The 16875-nt window shown below is 71.2% G+C and carries 19 protein-coding genes; 13 read left to right on the top strand and 6 right to left on the bottom strand.

Annotated elements, in window-relative coordinates:
• Positions 1 to 23: 23 nt before the first annotated feature.
• The 12 genes from C4V41_RS36955 (at position 24) to C4V41_RS36900 (ending at position 10251) form a co-directional block, all read left to right on the top strand.
• Positions 24 to 689, top strand: a complete 666-nt coding sequence (locus tag C4V41_RS36955) for a hypothetical protein (protein ID WP_103960647.1) — start codon at positions 24 to 26, stop codon at positions 687 to 689.
• A 1-nt stretch (position 690) separates the two neighbouring features.
• Complete coding sequence (locus C4V41_RS36950; protein WP_103960646.1) at positions 691 to 1407, top strand: hypothetical protein; 717 nt, start codon at positions 691 to 693, stop codon at positions 1405 to 1407.
• Positions 1404 to 2699, top strand: coding sequence for a CpaF family protein (locus C4V41_RS36945; protein WP_103960645.1), 1296 nt, complete (start codon positions 1404 to 1406; stop codon positions 2697 to 2699). Before C4V41_RS36950 ends, C4V41_RS36945 begins: the two co-directional genes overlap by 4 nt.
• Before the next feature lie 6 nt (positions 2700 to 2705).
• Complete coding sequence (locus tag C4V41_RS36940; protein ID WP_103960644.1) at positions 2706 to 3554, top strand: type II secretion system F family protein; 849 nt, start codon at positions 2706 to 2708, stop codon at positions 3552 to 3554.
• Positions 3538 to 4470 (top strand): type II secretion system F family protein, encoded by a 933-nt coding sequence (locus tag C4V41_RS36935; RefSeq protein ID WP_235030614.1) that lies wholly within the window; start codon positions 3538 to 3540, stop codon positions 4468 to 4470. Before C4V41_RS36940 ends, C4V41_RS36935 begins: the two co-directional genes overlap by 17 nt.
• Positions 4467 to 4709: a hypothetical protein gene (locus C4V41_RS36930; RefSeq protein WP_103960643.1), complete on the top strand. Its 243-nt coding sequence runs from the start codon at positions 4467 to 4469 to the stop codon at positions 4707 to 4709. The genes C4V41_RS36935 and C4V41_RS36930 overlap by 4 nt, the downstream gene beginning before the upstream one ends.
• Entirely contained in the window at positions 4706 to 5137 is a 432-nt protein-coding gene (locus C4V41_RS36925; protein WP_235030613.1) for a TadE family protein, read from the top strand. The genes C4V41_RS36930 and C4V41_RS36925 overlap by 4 nt, the downstream gene beginning before the upstream one ends.
• Positions 5134 to 5526 (top strand): TadE/TadG family type IV pilus assembly protein, encoded by a 393-nt coding sequence (locus C4V41_RS36920; protein ID WP_103960642.1) that lies wholly within the window; start codon positions 5134 to 5136, stop codon positions 5524 to 5526. Before C4V41_RS36925 ends, C4V41_RS36920 begins: the two co-directional genes overlap by 4 nt.
• Positions 5523 to 5939, top strand: coding sequence for a pilus assembly protein TadG-related protein (locus C4V41_RS36915; RefSeq protein WP_235030612.1), 417 nt, complete (start codon positions 5523 to 5525; stop codon positions 5937 to 5939). The genes C4V41_RS36920 and C4V41_RS36915 overlap by 4 nt, the downstream gene beginning before the upstream one ends.
• 114 nt (positions 5940 to 6053) lie before the next feature.
• The gene (locus C4V41_RS36910; protein ID WP_235030611.1) at positions 6054 to 8720 is read left to right on the top strand and encodes a BTAD domain-containing putative transcriptional regulator; all 2667 of its coding nucleotides are present in this window, start codon (positions 6054 to 6056) and stop codon (positions 8718 to 8720) included.
• The gene (locus tag C4V41_RS36905) at positions 8717 to 9316 is read left to right on the top strand and encodes a hypothetical protein (RefSeq protein WP_146103928.1); all 600 of its coding nucleotides are present in this window, start codon (positions 8717 to 8719) and stop codon (positions 9314 to 9316) included. Before C4V41_RS36910 ends, C4V41_RS36905 begins: the two co-directional genes overlap by 4 nt.
• Complete coding sequence (locus C4V41_RS36900; protein ID WP_103960894.1) at positions 9313 to 10251, top strand: hypothetical protein; 939 nt, start codon at positions 9313 to 9315, stop codon at positions 10249 to 10251. The genes C4V41_RS36905 and C4V41_RS36900 overlap by 4 nt, the downstream gene beginning before the upstream one ends.
• 3 nt (positions 10252 to 10254) lie before the next feature.
• Here the strand turns inward: C4V41_RS36900 and C4V41_RS36895 are convergent, their stop codons facing one another.
• Positions 10255 to 10686: a MarR family winged helix-turn-helix transcriptional regulator gene (locus C4V41_RS36895; protein WP_103960639.1), complete on the bottom strand. Its 432-nt coding sequence runs from the start codon at positions 10684 to 10686 to the stop codon at positions 10255 to 10257.
• A gap of 91 nt (positions 10687 to 10777) precedes the next feature.
• Here C4V41_RS36895 and C4V41_RS36890 point away from each other — a divergent pair, with 91 nt between their 5' ends.
• On the top strand, positions 10778 to 11944 hold the full coding sequence (locus C4V41_RS36890; RefSeq protein WP_103960638.1) for an MFS transporter: 1167 nt from the start codon (positions 10778 to 10780) through the stop codon (positions 11942 to 11944).
• Here C4V41_RS36890 and C4V41_RS36885 read toward each other — a convergent pair.
• The 5 genes from C4V41_RS36885 to C4V41_RS36865 all read right to left on the bottom strand — a co-directional run bounded on the left by C4V41_RS36885 (position 11931) and on the right by C4V41_RS36865 (position 16852).
• On the bottom strand, positions 11931 to 12443 hold the full coding sequence (locus C4V41_RS36885) for a methylated-DNA--[protein]-cysteine S-methyltransferase (protein WP_103960637.1): 513 nt from the start codon (positions 12441 to 12443) through the stop codon (positions 11931 to 11933). The genes C4V41_RS36890 and C4V41_RS36885 overlap by 14 nt on opposite strands.
• Positions 12440 to 13897: an AlkA N-terminal domain-containing protein gene (locus tag C4V41_RS36880; RefSeq protein ID WP_103960636.1), complete on the bottom strand. Its 1458-nt coding sequence runs from the start codon at positions 13895 to 13897 to the stop codon at positions 12440 to 12442. The genes C4V41_RS36885 and C4V41_RS36880 overlap by 4 nt, the downstream gene beginning before the upstream one ends.
• Before the next feature lie 122 nt (positions 13898 to 14019).
• A complete protein-coding gene (locus C4V41_RS36875; protein ID WP_103960635.1) occupies positions 14020 to 14961 on the bottom strand; it encodes an NYN domain-containing protein in 942 nt (313 codons plus the stop codon).
• A 107-nt stretch (positions 14962 to 15068) separates the two neighbouring features.
• Complete coding sequence (locus tag C4V41_RS36870; protein WP_103960634.1) at positions 15069 to 15269, bottom strand: acyl-CoA carboxylase subunit epsilon; 201 nt, start codon at positions 15267 to 15269, stop codon at positions 15069 to 15071.
• Positions 15266 to 16852, bottom strand: a complete 1587-nt coding sequence (locus C4V41_RS36865) for an acyl-CoA carboxylase subunit beta (RefSeq protein ID WP_103960633.1) — start codon at positions 16850 to 16852, stop codon at positions 15266 to 15268. The genes C4V41_RS36870 and C4V41_RS36865 overlap by 4 nt, the downstream gene beginning before the upstream one ends.
• Positions 16853 to 16875: the final 23 nt, after the last annotated feature.

Genomic DNA, 16875 nt, shown 5'->3' with positions numbered 1-16875 from the left:
TTCACTTCGGGAGCCCCCCACCCATGAGGACCAGTGAAAAGCCTGCCGCGAACGCGGCGGGGTTGTCCGGCCCGGCCTCGCGCAAGCTCCCCGTGCCCCCCAGAGAGCGCAAGCCGGCCCTCGCCGCGCTGGCCGTCCTGCTCATTCTCGGCGGCGCGCTGGCCACGACCCTGCTCGTGCTCGGCAGCGGCGAGCGTGTCTCCGCCATCCGCGTCACCCAGCAGATCGGCGCAGGTCAGAAGTTCAGCCAGCAGGCGATCGAGGAAGTGAAGATCGCCGCGGAGGGCATCGACTACGTGAGCTGGTCGCAGCGCGCCCAGGTGCTGGACAGCTTCGCGGCCGTCACGATCCTGCCGGGCACCCTGCTGACCAGCGAGATGGGCGTGCGCGCCAGCAGCGAGCTGGGCCCGGGAAAGGCCACCGTCGGGCTGGCCCTCAAACCCGGTCAAATGCCGGCCGGAGTGCAACAAGGTGACCGCGTACAGGTGATATTCGTACCGAGCCGGACGAGTCAGGGAGAAAGTCGCGTGCTCGCCGCCGGCGCGCTCGTCTTCGCCGTGGGCGACCGGTCCAGAACCGGAAATTCCGGCCAGCTCACCGTGGTCGTCGATTCCGGGGCGGCGCGCGAAATAGTGATGTACGCCTCCAGCGGCGAGATCGCCGTGGCCGAGCTCACAGGGACCCGCTGACGTGGCGCTGATCGTGCTGGCCGCCGACAAGGGGGCGCCCGGCGTGACCACCGCGGCGACGGCCCTCGCGGCGGTCTGGCCGCGTCCCGTCCTGCTGGCCGAATGCGACCCGGCGGGCGGCGACCTGGCCTACCGGCTGCCCGCCGCCGACGGCGGCATGCTCAACCCCGGCAAGGGCCTGCTCACGCTGGGAGCCACCGCGCGGCGCGGCCTCGAAGCGGCCCAGATCCACCCGCACACCCAGAAGATCATCGGTGGCCTCGACGTGCTGGCCGGGCTCACGCACGGCGAGCAGGCGGCCGGGCTCACCTGGCTGTGGGGCCCGCTGGGCCGGTCGCTGGCCGCCATCCCCAACGCCGACGTGATCGCCGACTGCGGCCGGCTCGGCGCCCACCCGCAGCTCGGCGACCTGTTCGCCGAGGCCGAGCAGGTCGTCCTGCTCACCAGGGCCACCCTCGACAACGTGGCCCACCTGCGCGAGCGCCTGCAGATCACCAAGGCCCACGGCGTCGTCGTGATCGCCGACCCGCGCAACTACCGCGCCTCGATCGAGGACGTCCGCAGGATCGTCGGCCCGAGTGTGCGGTTCGTCCACGGCCTGGCCTACGACATCAAGGGGGCCGAGCTGCTGCGCGGCCAGTGGGGCGGCCGGCTGGACCGCTCGCTCCTCATCCGTACGGCCCGCGACCTGGCGGCGAGGCTGGTGAGCCACCGATGATCGACCACTCCCTCGTCAAACGCTTCCGCCAGGAGGTCGGCGACCGGCTGGCCCACCAGCGCCGGCTCGACCAGGCCAACGGCCTGCCTCCGATGAGCGGGGAGGACGAGCGCCAGTTCGCCAGGGCGCTGATCAGCCAGGTGCTGGAGGAGCACGCGCGTAGCGAGATCGGCCTGGGCCGCACCCCGCCCACGGTCGAGGAGGAAGAGGCGCTCGCGGCCGGCATCCACGCGGCGCTGTTCGGCGTGGGCCGCCTGCAGCCGCTGCTCGACGACGCCCAGGTCGAGAACATCGACATCAACGGCTGCGACAAGGTGTTCGTGAGCTACGCCGACGGCCAGGAGCTGGCGCACGACCCGGTGGCCGACTCCGACGACGAGCTGATCGAGCTGATCCAGATCCTGGCCGCCTATTCGGGGTTGTCGAGCCGGCCGTTCGACACCGCCAACCCCCAGCTCGACCTGCGCCTGCCCGACGGCTCCCGGCTGAGCGCCGTCATGGACGTCACCGTGCGGCCGGCGGTGTCCATCCGCCGCGCCCGCCTCGGCAAGGTCTTCCTGTCCGACCTGACCGGCAACGGCACGATCAGCAGAGACATCGCCAGATTCCTGACGGCGGCCGTGAACGCCCGCAAGAACCTCATGATCGCCGGATCCACGAACGCCGGAAAGACCACCCTGCTGCGCGCCCTGGCCAACGAGATCCCGCCCGGCGAGCGCCTCATCACCGTCGAACGAGCCCTGGAGCTCGGCCTCGACCAGTTCCCCGAGCTGCACCCCAACGTGGTCGCCTTCGAGCAGCGCCTGCCCAACTCCGAGGGCCAGGGCGAGATCACCATGGCCGAGCTGGTCAGGCGCTCGCTGCGAATGAACCCCAGCCGCGTCATCGTCGGCGAGGTGCTCGGCGACGAGATCGTCACCATGCTCAACGCGATGACCCAGGGCAACGACGGCTCCCTGTCGACCATCCACGCCAACTCCAGCATGGAGGTCTTCAACCGCATCTCGACCTACGCCCTGCAGGCCAGCGAGCGCCTGCCGATCGACGCCACCCACATGCTCATCGCGGGCGCCATCGACTTCGTGGTCTTCGTCGAGAAGCGCAACGACTATCACGTCGGCGGCACCCTGCGCCGCTACGTCTCCAGCATCCGCGAGGTCAACGGCTGTGACGGCCGCGTCCTGTCCAGTGAGGTGTTCACCCCGGGCCCGGAGGGCGGCGCCGTCCCGCACGCCCCGCTCTCCTGCCTGGAAGAACTCGCCGCCCACGGCTACACCCCCGGGGGCTGGTGACCGACGATGCCGATCTCCATGGACCCGTTCGCCCTGCTGTCCGGCGCGGTGGCGGGCGGCGGCCTGTTCCTGTTCTTCCTCTCCCTGTACGGCCTGCGCCCCCGCCCGCCCAAGCCGAAACGCCACCTGGCCAAGACGCTCACCACGCGCGGCGCGGTGGCCACCGTGGCCGCCGCCCTCGTCCTGATCATCACCGAATGGCCGGTCATGGCGGTGGGCACCGTGCTGCTCGTGTTCGCCTGGCGCGGCCTGACCGGGGGCGCCGCCGAGGAGCGCGACGCCATGTACCGGCTCGAAGGGCTGGCCGCCTGGACGGAGTCGCTGCGCGACACGATCGCCGGCGCGGCCGGGCTCGAACAGGCCATCCCGTCCTCCATCAGGGCCGCCGCGCCCACGCTCCGGCCGCACCTGCGGGCCATGGTCGACCGGCTGCACACCAGGATGGCGCTGCCGGACGCGCTCGCCCGCTTCGCCGACGAGCTCGACGACCCGTCGGCCGACCTGGTGATCGCCGCGCTCATCCTCAACTCCCGGCTGCGCGGCCCTGGGCTGCGCGACGTGCTGGGCGCGCTGGCCGTCTCGGCCCGCGAGGAGCTGGACATGCGCCGCCGGGTCGAGGCCGAGCGCCGGGCCACCCGGCGCAGCGTGCAGATCGTGGTGATCACCGCGCTGGCGTTCGCCGGGCTGCTCGTGGTCTTCAACCCGGACTACGTGGCCGAATACCAGGGCTACCTCGGGCAGGCCGTGCTCGTGGTGGTGGCGGGGCTGTTCGGCGCGGGGTTCGCGTGGATGCGGCGGCTGGCCAGGTTCGACAAGCCCACGCGACTGCTCATGGGAGGTGGCGAACGTGGTTGAGGGCGCGCTGGCCGGTGCGGCACTCGGGCTGGGGCTGTTCGTCCTGCTCCGGGCGATCTTCCCGGCTCGTCCCGGGCTGGTGGCGCGGCTGCTCGCGCTCGACGCCGTACGCGAGGACGCCGGCGCCCCCCGCATCCGGCTCGTGCTGCCCGACGAGGAGGTCAGCGCGTTCCGGCGCGGTCTCGGCGTGCGGCTGGCCCGCCTCTACGGCGCGCGCGGCTGGGAGGCCCGGTCGGCGAAGGCGGACCTGGCCCTGGTCGGGCGCTCGTTCGAGGCGTTCCTGGCCACCAAGGTGCTGCTCGCGGCCAGCGGGCTGCTGGCCTTCCCGCTGCTGCTCGGCTGGCTCGTGCTCATGGAGTGGGGCACCTCCCTGGCCATCCCGTTCTGGTCCGCCCTGCTCGTGGCGGTCGTCTTCTTCTTCCTGCCCGACCTGCAGGTCAAGAAGGACGCGGCGGCCAAGCGGCGCGACTTCCGCCACGTCGTCGGCGCCTTTCTCGACCTGGTGTCCATGAACCTGGCCGGCGGCCGTGGCGTCCCCGAGGCGCTCATGATGGCCGTCTCGGTCAGCGGCGAGCAGCCCAACTGGGCGATGGGCCGCATCCGCGACGCCCTGAGCGGCGCCCGGATCGTCGGCATCACCCCGTGGCAGGCGCTCGGCCAGCTCGGCGAGGAGATCAACGTCGACGAGCTGCGCGACCTGTCCGCCGCGCTCGGCCTGGTGGCCGACGACGGTGCCAAGGTAAGGGCCTCGCTCACGGCCAGAGCCGCCACGCTGCGGCGCCGTGAGCTGGCCGAGATCGAGGGCCGTGCGGGCGAGCGCTCCCAGTCGATGCTGGTGGCCCAGCTCCTGCTCTGCGCCGGTTTTGTCATCTTTCTCAGTTATCCCGCAGCCATGAAGATGTTGGGGGTCTCATGAACCATCCCTGGGTCATCTATGTCACCTCGCTCCTGGGCGAACGCCTCCACCGCGCCCGCACCGCACCCACGCGCGGCGCCTCCGCCGTCGAGTGGGTGATCATCACCGCCATCATCGCGGGCGTCGCGCTCGGCCTGGCCACCTTGATCAAGACGCTGGTCGAGAACCAGCAGTCGTCACTCCAGGGGACCTTCGGCGGCGGCGGTGGCGATGGCGGTGGCGGTGGTGGCACTCCGTGAGAGCCCGGCCGCGCCGGGGCGAGCGCGGCGTGTCGGTGGTCGAGCTGGCCCTGCTCATGCCGGTCATCCTCGCGACCGCGCTGCTCATCGTGCAGGTCGCGTTCTGGTTCCACGCCCGCCAGGTCGCCGAGGCGGCGGCCAGGGAGGGTGCCCGCGTGGCCAGGTCGGCGCCGTTCGACTCGGGCGCGTGGCAGGGCGCGGCCACCGGGAAGGCCACCGAGATCGTCCGTACGATCGGGCCCCGGCTGCTCGCGAACGCCGCCGCCACGACGTCCGAGAAGGAGCCCGACGAGCGCTTCGTCACGGTGACGGGCAGCGCCGTCCAGGTCATCCCGCTGCTGCCGGCCCTGTCGTTCACGGTCACCGCCACGGCGGGCGGCCCCGTCGAGTGCTTCCGCCCCGACAACGGCGGCGAGGACTGCGAATGAGGGCGCGTGAGCGCGGCTCGATGGCCGTGGAGACGGTGATGCTGGCCCCGGTGTTCCTGCTGTTCCTCATGTTCCTGGCGGGAGCCGGAGTGCTGGTGGAGTCGCAGGGGCGGGTCAACGGCGCCGCCCGTGACGCCGCCCGCGCCGCGTCGGTGCAGCGCACGCTGGACGACGCCGAGGGCGCCGCCGAGGCCATCGCCACGAGCGTGCTCCAGCCGCACTGCCAATCCTCGGCGGTCTCGCTCGACGGGTCCGCGTGGGAGCAGGGCGGCGAGGTACGCGCCGAGGTGCGCTGCGAGCTCGACCTCGCCTTCCTCGGGTTCGGCGGCACCAAGGAGCTGCGGGGCACGGCCGTGGTGCCGCTGGAGCAGTTCAGGAGGATCGAGTGAGGCCCGGCGAGCGGGGGTCCATGTCGGTGTTCACCGTGCTGTTCTCCGTGGTCGTGTTCCTGCTGGCCGGTCTGCTGGTGGACGGGGGCCAGGCGATCAACGCCCGGTTGCGCGCCGCCGACGTGGCCGAGCAGGCCGCCCGCGCCGCCGCCGACCAGCTCGACGTCGACCATCTGCGCGCCACGGGACAGACCCGGCTGCTGGGCGAGGACCGGGTGTGCGCCAGGGCCGACGAGATCGTCGCGGCGCAGGGCGGTGACGACGTGACCGCCGGCCAGTGCTCCGTCGGCCAGGGGCAGGCCCAGGTGACGGTCACCGTGGCGGTGCGGTGGAAGGCGTTCTTCCTGAGCGCCATCGGTTTCCCCGGCACCGAGATGGCCGGGGAGGCCACCGCCGCGCCGGAAGCGAGATAGACCGAATCCCGCCACTCGATGGATGCGGGACACATGAGGCACGACGCTGAACCGGAGAGGGGAGGGGCGATGCCGACGAGAGAGCCCGCGCGTTCTCACGGACGTCACGTACCCATGCGTGTCCCGGCCAGGCGCCGCGCCGGCGACGTGGTCGCCGGCATCGGGGCGCTGATCCTGCTGGTGGCGCTGATAGGCGGCGTGCCTTACGCGCTGCTGACCTACGCCGGGCCGCTGGTCGACCCCGACCTGTTCGACATCGACGCGCTCACCGGCAGCGTCGGCCCGAGCACCATGATCGCGGTGCTCGTGCTGCTGGTGTGGCTGGCCTGGTTCCAGCTCTTCGTGTGCGTGCTCGTCGAGGTGTACGCCGGGGTCCGCCGGGTCGGCATGCCCGCCCGCGTGCCACTGTCCGGCGGCACCCAGTTCCTGGCCAACAAACTCGTGTCGGCGGTGTTGCTGCTGTTCACGGCCGGGGCGATGGCGGCACCACTGGTACGGCTGGCGCCCACGCCGGCGGCTCCGCCGGTGACGGCGGTGGCGTATTCGGCGCCGATCGTGGAGCAGACGCTCGAAACGGCCAAGACCAAGAAGGTGTACGTGGTGCAGCCACCGCACGGGCGGCACCACGAGAGTCTGTGGGAGATCGCCGAGAAGTGCCTGGGTGACGGCCGCCGTTATCCCGAAATTTACCGACTAAATCAGGCAAAAGCGCAGCCCGACGGCACCCGCCTCAAAATGGCCGACCTCATCAGACCCGGCTGGGTGCTCGACATGCCGGACGACGCCAGAAACGTCCACATCGTCCCCGCCGACCAGCCCCGCCACCAGACGCTGCGCGAACACCCCGGCCGCGCGCACGCCGATTCTCATGCCGGCCGGCACGCCGACCGGGACGCCAAGCCAGACCAGCAGGAGCAGAAGAAGCGCGCCGGGACCGAACACCGCCGCCCACCCCAGCACGGCAGCGTGAAGGCCGAACAGCGCCCGGTCATCCAGGAGAGCCAGGCCGACTTCACCGACTACCTCGCCGCCGCCTCGCTGGCCGCCGCCGGGCTCCTGCTCGTCCTGGCCCGGCGCCGCCGCGAACAACTCTGGCGGCGCGTGTTCGGCCGCCGCATCGTCCGCCCGCAGGCCGACGCCGCCCAGGCCGAGGTCGCGCTCCGGCTGGGCGGCGACGCCCCCGGTGCCCGCATCCTGGACATCGGGCTGCGGCTGCTCGGCGCCGAACTGGCCGCCCGGCGCCGCACCCCGCCCACCGTGTACGGGGCGCACCTGTCGGCCCGAACGCTGGACCTGTGGATCCATCCGCCGGACGGCGACGCGCCGCTGCCGTGGACGGCCCAGGACGGCGGCCAGGTCTGGCGGCTGCCCGCGCACGAGGGCCGCCTGCTGGAGGAACAGGCGGGCGGGGCACCCTACCCCGGGCTGGTCTCGATCGGCACGGACGCGAGCGGGCGGGTGCTGATCGACCTGGAGGCCGCGCAGGGCCTGATCAACGTCCGTGGCCCGCAGACCACGGCCGCGCTGGCCGCCCTCGCCGTCGAGCTGGCCACGAACCGCTGGTCCGACCGCATGCGTGTGACGCTCGTCGGCTTCGGCGAGGAGCTGACCGCGATCGCGCCCGACCGGATCAGGGCCGTCGGCAGCCTGGCCGAGGTGCTGCCCGAGCTGGAGGCGAGCGCCGCGCCGCGCCGGGAGGTGCTGACCGGGCGCATCACCGGCAGCCCGCGCGGCGCCCACTACCTGCTGTCCGCGGTCGCGCCCACCCACGACGAGGCCCGGCGCCTGGCGCTGCTGGCCCGCCGCGACACCGCCGGCTACGTGCTGGCGGGCGAGGTGCCGCACGCCACCTGGACCCTGGAGATCGGCGACGACGGCAAGGCCAAGATCGCGGAGCTGGGCTTCGAGGTGGACGCCCAGCTCCTGCCGCGCCGCCACTACCGGGCCCTCATCGACCTCTTCCGCACGGCCGGCCGCCTCGACGGGGAGCCCATCCCGCAGGCCGAGCCGCTGGAGGCGACACAGCCGCCCGCCGTCGAGATCAGGATCCTCGGCCCCATCGAGGTGGCCGGCCTCGGCCCGCTGGAGGAGGGCCGGATGGCGCTGGCCACCGAGCTGCTGGTCTACCTGTCCACGCACACGGGCGGCGTGCATCCCGTGGTGCTCGGCGGGGTGCTGTGGCCGCGCGGTGTCCAGGACATGGTCAGGGACGCCACGATCGCCAGGGTCGCCGATTGGCTGGGGCCCGAGCACCTGCTCACCGACGAGGCGGGCCGGCTCAGGCTGGGGCCCGAGGTCCGTACGGACTGGGCGCTGTTCCGTGAGCTCGTCCGCCGCTCGGGCGGCGACCCGACCGCCAGGGCCGTCCTGCTGGAGAAGGCGCTCGGCCTGGTCAGGGGCCCGCTGCTGACCGGCAGGCCGCCCGGCAGGTACGCCTGGCTGGCGGCCGACGACCTGGAGTACGACACGGCCGCCGCCGTGGCGGACGCGGCGCACCAGCTCTGCGAGATCCGGCTCGGGCAGGGCCAGCCGGACGCGGCCGTGGCCGCCGTGCGCGCGGCGCTGCTGCTGGCGGCCGACGACGAGGGCCTCTGGCGCGACCTGCTGCGGGCCACGCACGCGACGGAGGACAACCTGCGCCTGCGCGCCGTCGTCGAGGGCCTGACCCGCCGGGCCGCCTCGCACCCGTACGGGGGCGGGATGGCGCCCGAGACCGAGGCGCTGATCGAGGAACTGCTGCCCACGTGGCGCATTCATGTGGTGAGGGAGTCGTCGGCATGAGACCCGTGGTGATGGCGCTGAGCCTGCTGCTCCTGGCGGGCTGCGGCGCGGCCGAGCGGCCGTACGTGCCTCAGGAGACCCGCGCCGCGCCGCCCCCTCGATCCGCCACCGCCGCCCCCGAGCAGGAGGTGGCGGAAGGCCCCGAGACGGTCGACCTCGGCGGCGGCCTGCGGGCCAGGATCGAGTGGCCCGCCGACCCGGATCCGCTGCTGCAGGTCATGGTCGACCAGTACGTCGGCACCAGGAAGGCCGTGGCCAGGGGGCAGCGCATCTACAAGCGGGGCCTCGAACTCGACGCGGCCGTCCAGGCGAGCGACTGGGTGGAGTCCTTCGCCAAGGTGCGGTGGACGATGCGCGGGGTCGGGCGGCTCTACAACCTGCGGGTCATCGCGCGAATGGGCAAGGGGGCCCAGATCAACGCATGCGTGGACGAGTCGGGGATTCGGCTGGTCTCCTCCCGTACCGGGAAGGCCGTCAGTCCCCAGCCCGAATGGCTGCGCACCCCGTACGGCCAGAGCGTGGCCGCCCACCGTGGCGACGACGGGGTGTGGCGCATCAGGACCTACGTCACCTCCAGAGAGAGATGCACCCGATGAAATCTTGGCTGGCGGCCCTGCTCATGGCACCGCTGCTCCTCGACCCCGATCCCCCCGACCCGGGCCCTGGCGACAACACGACCCAGACAAGACAGCAGTCCGGCAACACGAGGGCGTGGCTGGCGAAGTACAGCGGCATCATCATGCGCGGCGACATCAACGACAAGAGCGACGTCTACCGCATCCCGAGCCCCTGCTGGTACGAGCCCGGCCCCACCCCGGAGGAGATGCTCCGCCAGCGCAACGAGGGCCGTGACGCGGCCAACCGGGCGCGGGTCGACGAGGACAGCCATCAGGCGTTCGTCCAGCAGTTCAAGGACAAGCTCGGACAGGACGGGCGCTGGTGGCTGCCCGCGCTGAACGAGGCCGATCCCAAGGGCGTGGCCTGCTGGACCGGTCTCGAACAGTTCGTCTTCGTCCCCAACGGGACCACGCCGCCCTCCGGCATCACGCTCGAAATGCTCGCGCAGATGGCCAGGGCCGCGATCACCGTGCCGGAGCCCGCCATCAAGCTGAACCCCGACGCCAAGAGCTACGTCAACCTGCCCACCTGGGTCTGGCTGGAGGGCATCGGCCGCACGCGCCGCAGCGTCACGGCGGAGCTGCCCGGCGTCATGAGCGTGACCCTGGTCGCGACCCTCCAGGACATCACGATCGATCCCGGTACGACGCCCGCCCGGGCCGAGGTGACCGAGAACGACTGCGGGACGACCGGCAAGGCGTACACCAAGGGCGGCACGTTCTCCTGCGGCGTGCGTTACCTGCGCTCGTCGATCGACCAGCCGCGCGAGAAGTACACGCTGAGCGTCACCACCGTGTGGCAGGTCGACATCCAGGGGCAGGGCCAGGCGGTGCCGTTCCAGTTCGACCCCATCCAGTTGGAGACGACCCGCGACGTGGCGGTGGGCGAAATCCAGAGCAACGTCCGCCCGTAGCGGTCAGGTGATCACGGCGGCGAGCGGGGCCAGCTCCGGCTGCTCCGCCGCCTCCGCCAGCACCTCCTTCAGCACGGCGTCGTGGGTGGGGCCTGCCAGCTCCAGCAGCTCCCGCCCGGCCGGCGTGACCTCGGAGTAGATGCCGCGCCTGTCGTCTTCGCACAGGTAGCGCCGCAGCAGCTCCCGCTTCTCCAGCCGGGTCACCAGCCGGGTGGTCGCGCTCTGGCTGAGCACCACGGCCCTGGCGAGCTGCTGCATGCGCATGTGCCAGCCGTCCTGCCTGGCCAGCACGTCGAGCACGGTGTATTCGCTCACGCTCAGCTCGTGCCCCTTCTGCAGCGCCTTCTCCAGGCGGTCCTCGATTTTGGCGTGCAGTGCCGCGAGGGTGCGCCAGCCCTGGGCGCGCGCCTCGACGGCGTCATCGGCAAGGGGCATGTGACAACCTCCTCGGACCTAGTTGTATGGTCAGTTAGTCGGCGTGTGCAAATAATGTCCACGCTCACTAACGTCGTCTGAGGAGAAGTCTATGCCTCTCGCCCTGTTCGCCCTCGCGATCAGCGCCTTCGGCATCGGAACCACGGAGTTCATCATCAACGGCCTGCTCCCCGAGCTGGCCAGGGACTTCGGCGTGACCATCCCGGCCGCGGGCCTGCTGGTGTCCGGCTACGCGCTGGGCGTGGCCGTGGGAGGACCGCCGCTGACCATGCTCGGTGGCCGGTTGTCGCGCAAGACCATGCTGGTGTGGCTGATGGTGCTGTTCATCGCCGGGAATCTGCTGTCGGCGCTGGCGCCCTCGTACGGCGTCCTCATGACGGGCCGCTTCCTGGCCGCCTTCGCGCACGGGGCGTACTTCGGCGTCGGCTCGGTCGTGGCCGCCGACCTGGTGGCTCCGCGGAAGCGGGCCAGCGCGATCGCCCTGATGTTCACGGGCCTGACCCTGGCGAACGTGCTCGGTGTGCCCCTGGGCACCTGGATCGGCCAGGCGTCCGGCTGGCGCTCCACGTTCTGGGTGGTCGTGGTCATCGGCGTGGTCGGCCTGGCGGGCGTCCTGGCCCTCGTCCCCCGTCAGCCGCGACCCGCCGGGGGCGGGGTGCTGCGCGAGCTGGCGACGTTCCGCAAGCCCGAAGTCTGGCTGGCCCTGGTGATGACCGTTTTCGGCTTCGCCCCGGTCTTCGCCATCATCACCTTCATCGCCCCCATCATGACGGGCGTCGGCGGCTTCTCCCCGGGCGCGGTCCCGGTGGTGATGGCCCTCTTCGGCGTCGGCCTGGTGGCCGGCAACCTGATCGGCGGCAAACTCGCCGACCGCGCCCTCATGCCCAGCATCTACGGCTCAGTAGCCCTGCTCACGGTATTGGCGGTCGGGGTGGCCCTCTTCGCCGCCGACCAGGTGGCCTTCATCATCACCATCACCCTGTTCGGCATGGCCGCCTTCGCCACGGTCCCACCCCTGCAGACCCGCGTCCTCGACACCGCCACCGGCGCCCCCACCCTCGCCTCGGCCGCCAACATCGGCGCCTTCAACCTCGGCAACGCCATCGGCTCCTTCGCCGCGGGCCTGACCATCGACGCCGGCCTGGGCTACACGGCTCCGGCCTGGACGGCCGCTTTGCTGGGCCTGACGGGACTGGGGGCGGCAGGTCTGGCAGGTCTCCAGGCCCGCCGCCTTGCGCCTCTTCTTACCGTGAAATGACCATTGCTCCGGATTCGTGGGCAATGAGCCATTCTTTTACCGGTACGCCGTAGTAATACCCGCCGTAACCACCCGAGCTGGGCAGCACCCGATGGCACGGTATGAAGGGTGCGATCAGGTTCTGGGCGCAGGCCGAGCCGGCCGCTCGGGCCGCCGTCTTCGGGAGGCCCGCTCGTTCGGCCAGTTCCGCGTACGACACCGTCGTCCCCGCCTTGACCTCGCGCAACGCCTGGTGCAGCCGCTTGCGCGTAGGGGTGCCGGGCTGGGAGACCGGGATGGCGTCCAGGGCGTAGAGGTCGCCGGACAGGTACGCGCGGACGGCCTCCGTGGCGGGGCCGAGGTCGTCCACCACTTCCAGGCCCTGTGCCTGGAGGTCCGCCGTGAGGCGGACGAACATCTCCGCCGGGTCGGCGGTGAAGCCGGCCGCGACCAGTACCCCGTCCTGGGCCAGCAGGGCCAGCGGGCCCACCGGCGTCGGTACGAGCTGAGCTGCGATCATGAGGAGCTCCAAAGGTGCAGGGCGGCGTACGCCCGCCACGGGCGCCACCGCTCGATGTGGTCTTCGGGAATGCCCAGGGCGGCCATGCGCTTGACGAGCACGAGGTCGCCCGTGGGCCAGGCGTCGGGGTCGCGCAGCGCGCGCAGCGCGACATAGCCGGCCGTCCACGGCCCGATGCCGCGGACCTCCAGCAGCCCCGCCACCGCCTCCGCCGGGTCCTGGCCGCCGTCCAGGTCGATCCGACCCTCGGCCAGGCGGGCGGCCAGGTCCTTGAGGGTGTCGATCCGGCGGTTGGTCAGGCCGAGCCCGGTCAGGTCGGTCTCCAGGAGGTGGGCGGGGGTCGGGAAGAGTGGTGCGGCGGCCCTGGCGACGATGCGGCCGAGCAGCGTACGCGCGCCCGCCACCGAGATCTGCTGGCCCACGACCGCGCGTACGGCCAGCTCGAACCCGTCGAACGCCCCCGGCACCCGCAACCCGGGCCGCGCCGCGACGAGGGGGGCGAGCGAGGTCCGGCCGAGGATCTCCGAGATGGCCTCGGGGTCCGCGTCCAGGTCGAGCAGGCGGCGGCAGCGGGCCACGACGCGCGCGAGCTGCCGGGTGTCGTCCACCGCGACGTCCAGGGCGATGTGATCCCGCTGCGGTGTGAGCGTGATCGTCCCGCCCGGTACGGCTCTGGCGTACGACGTCCCGTCCGCCACCTCCAGGCCGGGAATCGCCCGGGAGGCGAGGAACGCGAAAGCCGCCTCCGCGTCGTACGGCTCCCGCCGGTGCAGCCGCAACCGCAACGTCGCAGGCCGGGTCGCCCCAGCCCCGGTCGCCCCAGCTCCGGTCGCGCCAGCCGGCCCGTTCGGGCCGGTCGCGGCTTCAGGCGGCGGCACGTGGCGGCCCGCCGTCGCACGCAGTTCGCTCGGCGTGAACCCGTACGTCTCCCGCATCGTCGCGTTGAACTGCCGCACACTGCCGAACCCCGCCGCGAACGCCACCTCCGTCACCGCCAGCCCCGTCTCCGTCAGGAGCTGTTTGGCCAGCAGCAGCCGCTTCGTCCGCGCCACCGCCAGCGGCCCGACGCCCAGCTCGGCCACGAACAGCCGGTGCAGATGGCGCTCGGTGATGTGCAGCCGCCTGGCCAGCCCGCCGACGCCCTGTTCGTCGGCCGCCCCGTCGTCGATGAGCCGCAGCGCCCGGCCGATGAGGTCGCCACGCAGGTCCCAGCCGGGATCGCCGGGGGACAGCTCGGGACGGCAGCGCTTGCACGGCCGGAACCCGGCGGCCTCGGCCGACGCCGCGTGCCGGTAGAAGCGCACGTTGCGGGACGACGGCGTACGGGCCGGGCAGATCGGACGGCAGTAGATACGCGTCGTCGTCACCGCCGTGTAGAAACGACCGTCGAACCGGGAGTCCCTGGCGGAGACCGCCCGGTAACAGGAGTCGAAGTCGAGCTCTAGTGGTGACATGCCTCTGACGGTATGCGCTGTCCACGGGCGCTGACTGGCGGAAATCGGACGCCACCGTCAAAGCGCAGGTCAGCAGGTGGGAGCGGGCGGATAGCGGGAATCGGACACCGCCCGCTCACCACTTACTTGGACGAGACGCCGACCCCCAGGTCGAACTCCCGGTAGACCCGAGCCCAGAACCCGTCACGCAGCCACACCCGCGCCTCCGGGTAGGGCCGCAGCGAGTGCCCGAGCTCCTTCTCCGCCTCGATCAGCAGCTCGGTGTCGATGACGGTCGGCAGGATGGGGCCGGGCAGCAGGTCGCGGATGTTGTCGCGGCCGCGGGTGAGGATCCACTTCTGCGCCACGTGCTCGCCGACGTCCTCCACGCGCGGGCGGCTCGGCCCGAGCTTGGCGACCTGGCCGGGTTTCGCGTGCGGTTTGACCGGTGCGCGCCCGGCGAAGACCTGGGCGGGCGACGGGGCGGCGGCTGGTGGCGGGACCGCGACGGGCTGCGGAGCACGGCTGAAAAAGGGCCTCAGGAAATCAGCGGAGATCACTTCGACGGTGTCGGACTCCCACACGAGGCGCTCGGCCTGGTTGGTGCCGTAAGGAGGTTCGACGCCCCACAGATGGATGCGCACGCCGTACGCCTGCGCCGCCTCGACCGCCGGGACCATGTCCTCATCGCCCGCCAGCAGGATCGTGTCAGTGACCGCGTGATGCCGGGCCAGGGCCTCCAGATCGCTGCGGATCTGCGCGTCCACACCCTTCTGCTGGCCACGGGCGTTCAGGTTGCCAAGCCGCACCTTGACCCACGGGAGCTGGGCGATGACCCGCTGGTCAACCGTGGGCACGCGGTCACGGGCCGCGTCATACCAATAGATCCGCAGAAGTTCGCCGGAAATACGTTCCTCTGCATGTTTCTGTAGACTCTGGATGAGCTCATCGGCGGCCACCCGATATTCCTTGCGCTCCTTCGCGCCGAGCAGCACTTCGCCTGCCGCAGCGTACAGATAACCGACATCCACTAGGACGGCGTACTTGGCTGCCACAGGATGCGGCATGAGGTCTGGGATGGCCATGTCGTCCTCCAGGCCGCGGTGTTAGTTGATCGGCCGACTATATACGCCCACTTTCTCTAGATAGTCCCAACTCCCAGGGAACTTGACACCCGATTCCCAGGATCTATCTAGGGTAGAGCGCTCATCCGCCATGCCGACTTCCCTGGAGGGACAGGCTTACGCATACCTCGGGATGGGTTTCGCCACGTTTGTCGGCGGGGTACGGGAGACGTCTCCGGTTCGGCTCGCCGGGTGCCGAGGACGGCCACCAACGCGGCGATCTCTTCGGGCGTGGCGTCGCCTCGGACAATCCGCAGGTCAGTGGTCATAGCGGGATGTTCCCATGCTTCTTGGGCGGGAGTGTGGCCCGCTTGTTCCGCAGCGCGCGCAGCGCCCTGACGACCTGCGGCCGCGTCTCGGACGGGCGGATCACCGCGTCCACGTAGCCACGCTCCGCCGCGATGTACGGGTTGGCCAGCGTGTCCTCGTACTCGGTGACCAGCCGGGCCCGCTCGGCCTCGGGATCGTCGGAGGCGGCCAGTTCGCGCCGGTAGAGGATGTTGACCGCGCCCTGGGCGCCCATGACCGCGATCTGCGCGGTGGGCCAGGCCAGGTTCACGTCGGCGCCGAGGTGCTTGGAGCCCATGACGTCGTACGCGCCGCCGTACGCCTTGCGGGTGATGACCGTGATGAGCGGGACGGTGGCCTCGGCGTAGGCGTACAGGAGCTTGGCGCCCCGGCGGATGATTCCGTTCCATTCCTGATCGGTCCCAGGAAGGAATCCCGGTACATCAACAAATGTCAGGATTGGAATATTAAACGCATCACATGTTCGAATAAATCGCGCGGCCTTCTCTGATGCGTTGATATCCAGACATCCGGCGAAATGCATGGGCTGGTTGGCCACGATCCCGACCGGCTGACCGTCCACCCGGCCGTACCCCACCACGATGTTCGGCGCGAACAGCGCGTGGACCTCCAGGAACTCCCCGTCGTCCAGCACGTGCTCGATCACCCGGTGCATGTCGTACGGCTGGTTGGCCGAGTCGGGGATCAGCTCGTCGAGGTCGGGGTCGGGCTCCAGGTCGGTGGCGGCCTCGAAGAGCGGCGCCTCGTCGAGGTTGTTGGACGGCAGGTACGACAGCAGCGTTTTGACGTATTCGAGCGCGTCGTTCTCATCGCTGGCCTGGTAGTGGGCCACGCCCGACTTCGTGTTGTGCGTGTGGGCCCCGCCGAGCTCCTCGAACGTGACCTCCTCGCCCGTCACCGTCTTGATCACGTCGGGCCCCGTGATGAACATCTGCGACGTCTGGTCCACCATCACCACGAAGTCGGTCAGAGCGGGGGAATAGACGTGCCCGCCGGCCGCCGCCCCCATGATGAGCGAGATCTGCGGGATGACGCCGGAGGCGTGCACGTTGCGCTTGAAGATCTCCGCGTACAGGCCGAGCGCGACCACGCCCTCCTGGATGCGCGCGCCGCCGCCCTCGTTGATGCCGATGATCGGGCAGCCGGTCTTGACGGCCAGGTCGAGCACCTTGACGATCTTCTCGCCGTACACCTCGCCGAGCGAGCCGCCGAACACGGTCACGTCCTGCGAGAACACGCACACCTGCCGGCCGTCGATCGTGCCGTGCCCGGTGATGACGCCGTCGCCGTAAGGCCGCCGCTTTTCCAGCCCGAACATCGAGGACCGGTGCCTGGCGAACTCGTCGAACTCCACGAACGAGCCCTCGTCCAGCAGCGCCAGCACCCGCTCCCTGGCCGTCATCTTGCCGCGCGCGTGCTGCTTGTCCACCGCCGCCGCCGAGCCCGCGTGCACGGCCTCGTCCAGCCGCCGCTCCAGATCGGCGATCTTCCCCGCGGTGGTGTGAATATCCGGCTTTTCCGGTACGGCCTCGGCAGCGCTCATGCGCGCAAGGCTAGTCCCTCCTC

Source organism: Nonomuraea solani, assembly GCF_900108335.1.
GTDB lineage: Bacteria > Actinomycetota > Actinomycetes > Streptosporangiales > Streptosporangiaceae > Nonomuraea > Nonomuraea solani.
Note: the sequence above shows the minus strand (reverse complement) of the source record. Positions and strands in the feature narration are given on the sequence as shown.

Excerpts from the sequence above, each read along its gene's own strand:
- C4V41_RS36870 (WP_103960634.1), bottom strand. The coding sequence starts at position 15,269 with ATGACCACTGACCTGCGGATTGTCCGAGGCGACGCCACGCCCGAAGAG.
- C4V41_RS36900 (WP_103960894.1), top strand. The coding sequence starts at position 9,313 with ATGAAATCTTGGCTGGCGGCCCTGCTCATGGCACCGCTGCTCCTCGAC.
- C4V41_RS36880 (WP_103960636.1), bottom strand. The coding sequence starts at position 13,897 with ATGTCACCACTAGAGCTCGACTTCGACTCCTGTTACCGGGCGGTCTCC.
- C4V41_RS36875 (WP_103960635.1), bottom strand. The coding sequence starts at position 14,961 with ATGGCCATCCCAGACCTCATGCCGCATCCTGTGGCAGCCAAGTACGCC.
- C4V41_RS36905 (WP_146103928.1), top strand. The coding sequence starts at position 8,717 with ATGAGACCCGTGGTGATGGCGCTGAGCCTGCTGCTCCTGGCGGGCTGC.
- C4V41_RS36865 (WP_103960633.1), bottom strand. The coding sequence starts at position 16,852 with ATGAGCGCTGCCGAGGCCGTACCGGAAAAGCCGGATATTCACACCACC.
- C4V41_RS36945 (WP_103960645.1), top strand. The coding sequence starts at position 1,404 with ATGATCGACCACTCCCTCGTCAAACGCTTCCGCCAGGAGGTCGGCGAC.
- C4V41_RS36955 (WP_103960647.1), top strand. The coding sequence starts at position 24 with ATGAGGACCAGTGAAAAGCCTGCCGCGAACGCGGCGGGGTTGTCCGGC.
- C4V41_RS36890 (WP_103960638.1), top strand. The coding sequence starts at position 10,778 with ATGCCTCTCGCCCTGTTCGCCCTCGCGATCAGCGCCTTCGGCATCGGA.
- C4V41_RS36920 (WP_103960642.1), top strand. The coding sequence starts at position 5,134 with ATGAGGGCGCGTGAGCGCGGCTCGATGGCCGTGGAGACGGTGATGCTG.
- C4V41_RS36895 (WP_103960639.1), bottom strand. The coding sequence starts at position 10,686 with ATGCCCCTTGCCGATGACGCCGTCGAGGCGCGCGCCCAGGGCTGGCGC.
- C4V41_RS36940 (WP_103960644.1), top strand. The coding sequence starts at position 2,706 with ATGCCGATCTCCATGGACCCGTTCGCCCTGCTGTCCGGCGCGGTGGCG.
- C4V41_RS36910 (WP_235030611.1), top strand. The coding sequence starts at position 6,054 with ATGCGTGTCCCGGCCAGGCGCCGCGCCGGCGACGTGGTCGCCGGCATC.
- C4V41_RS36885 (WP_103960637.1), bottom strand. The coding sequence starts at position 12,443 with ATGATCGCAGCTCAGCTCGTACCGACGCCGGTGGGCCCGCTGGCCCTG.
- C4V41_RS36930 (WP_103960643.1), top strand. The coding sequence starts at position 4,467 with ATGAACCATCCCTGGGTCATCTATGTCACCTCGCTCCTGGGCGAACGC.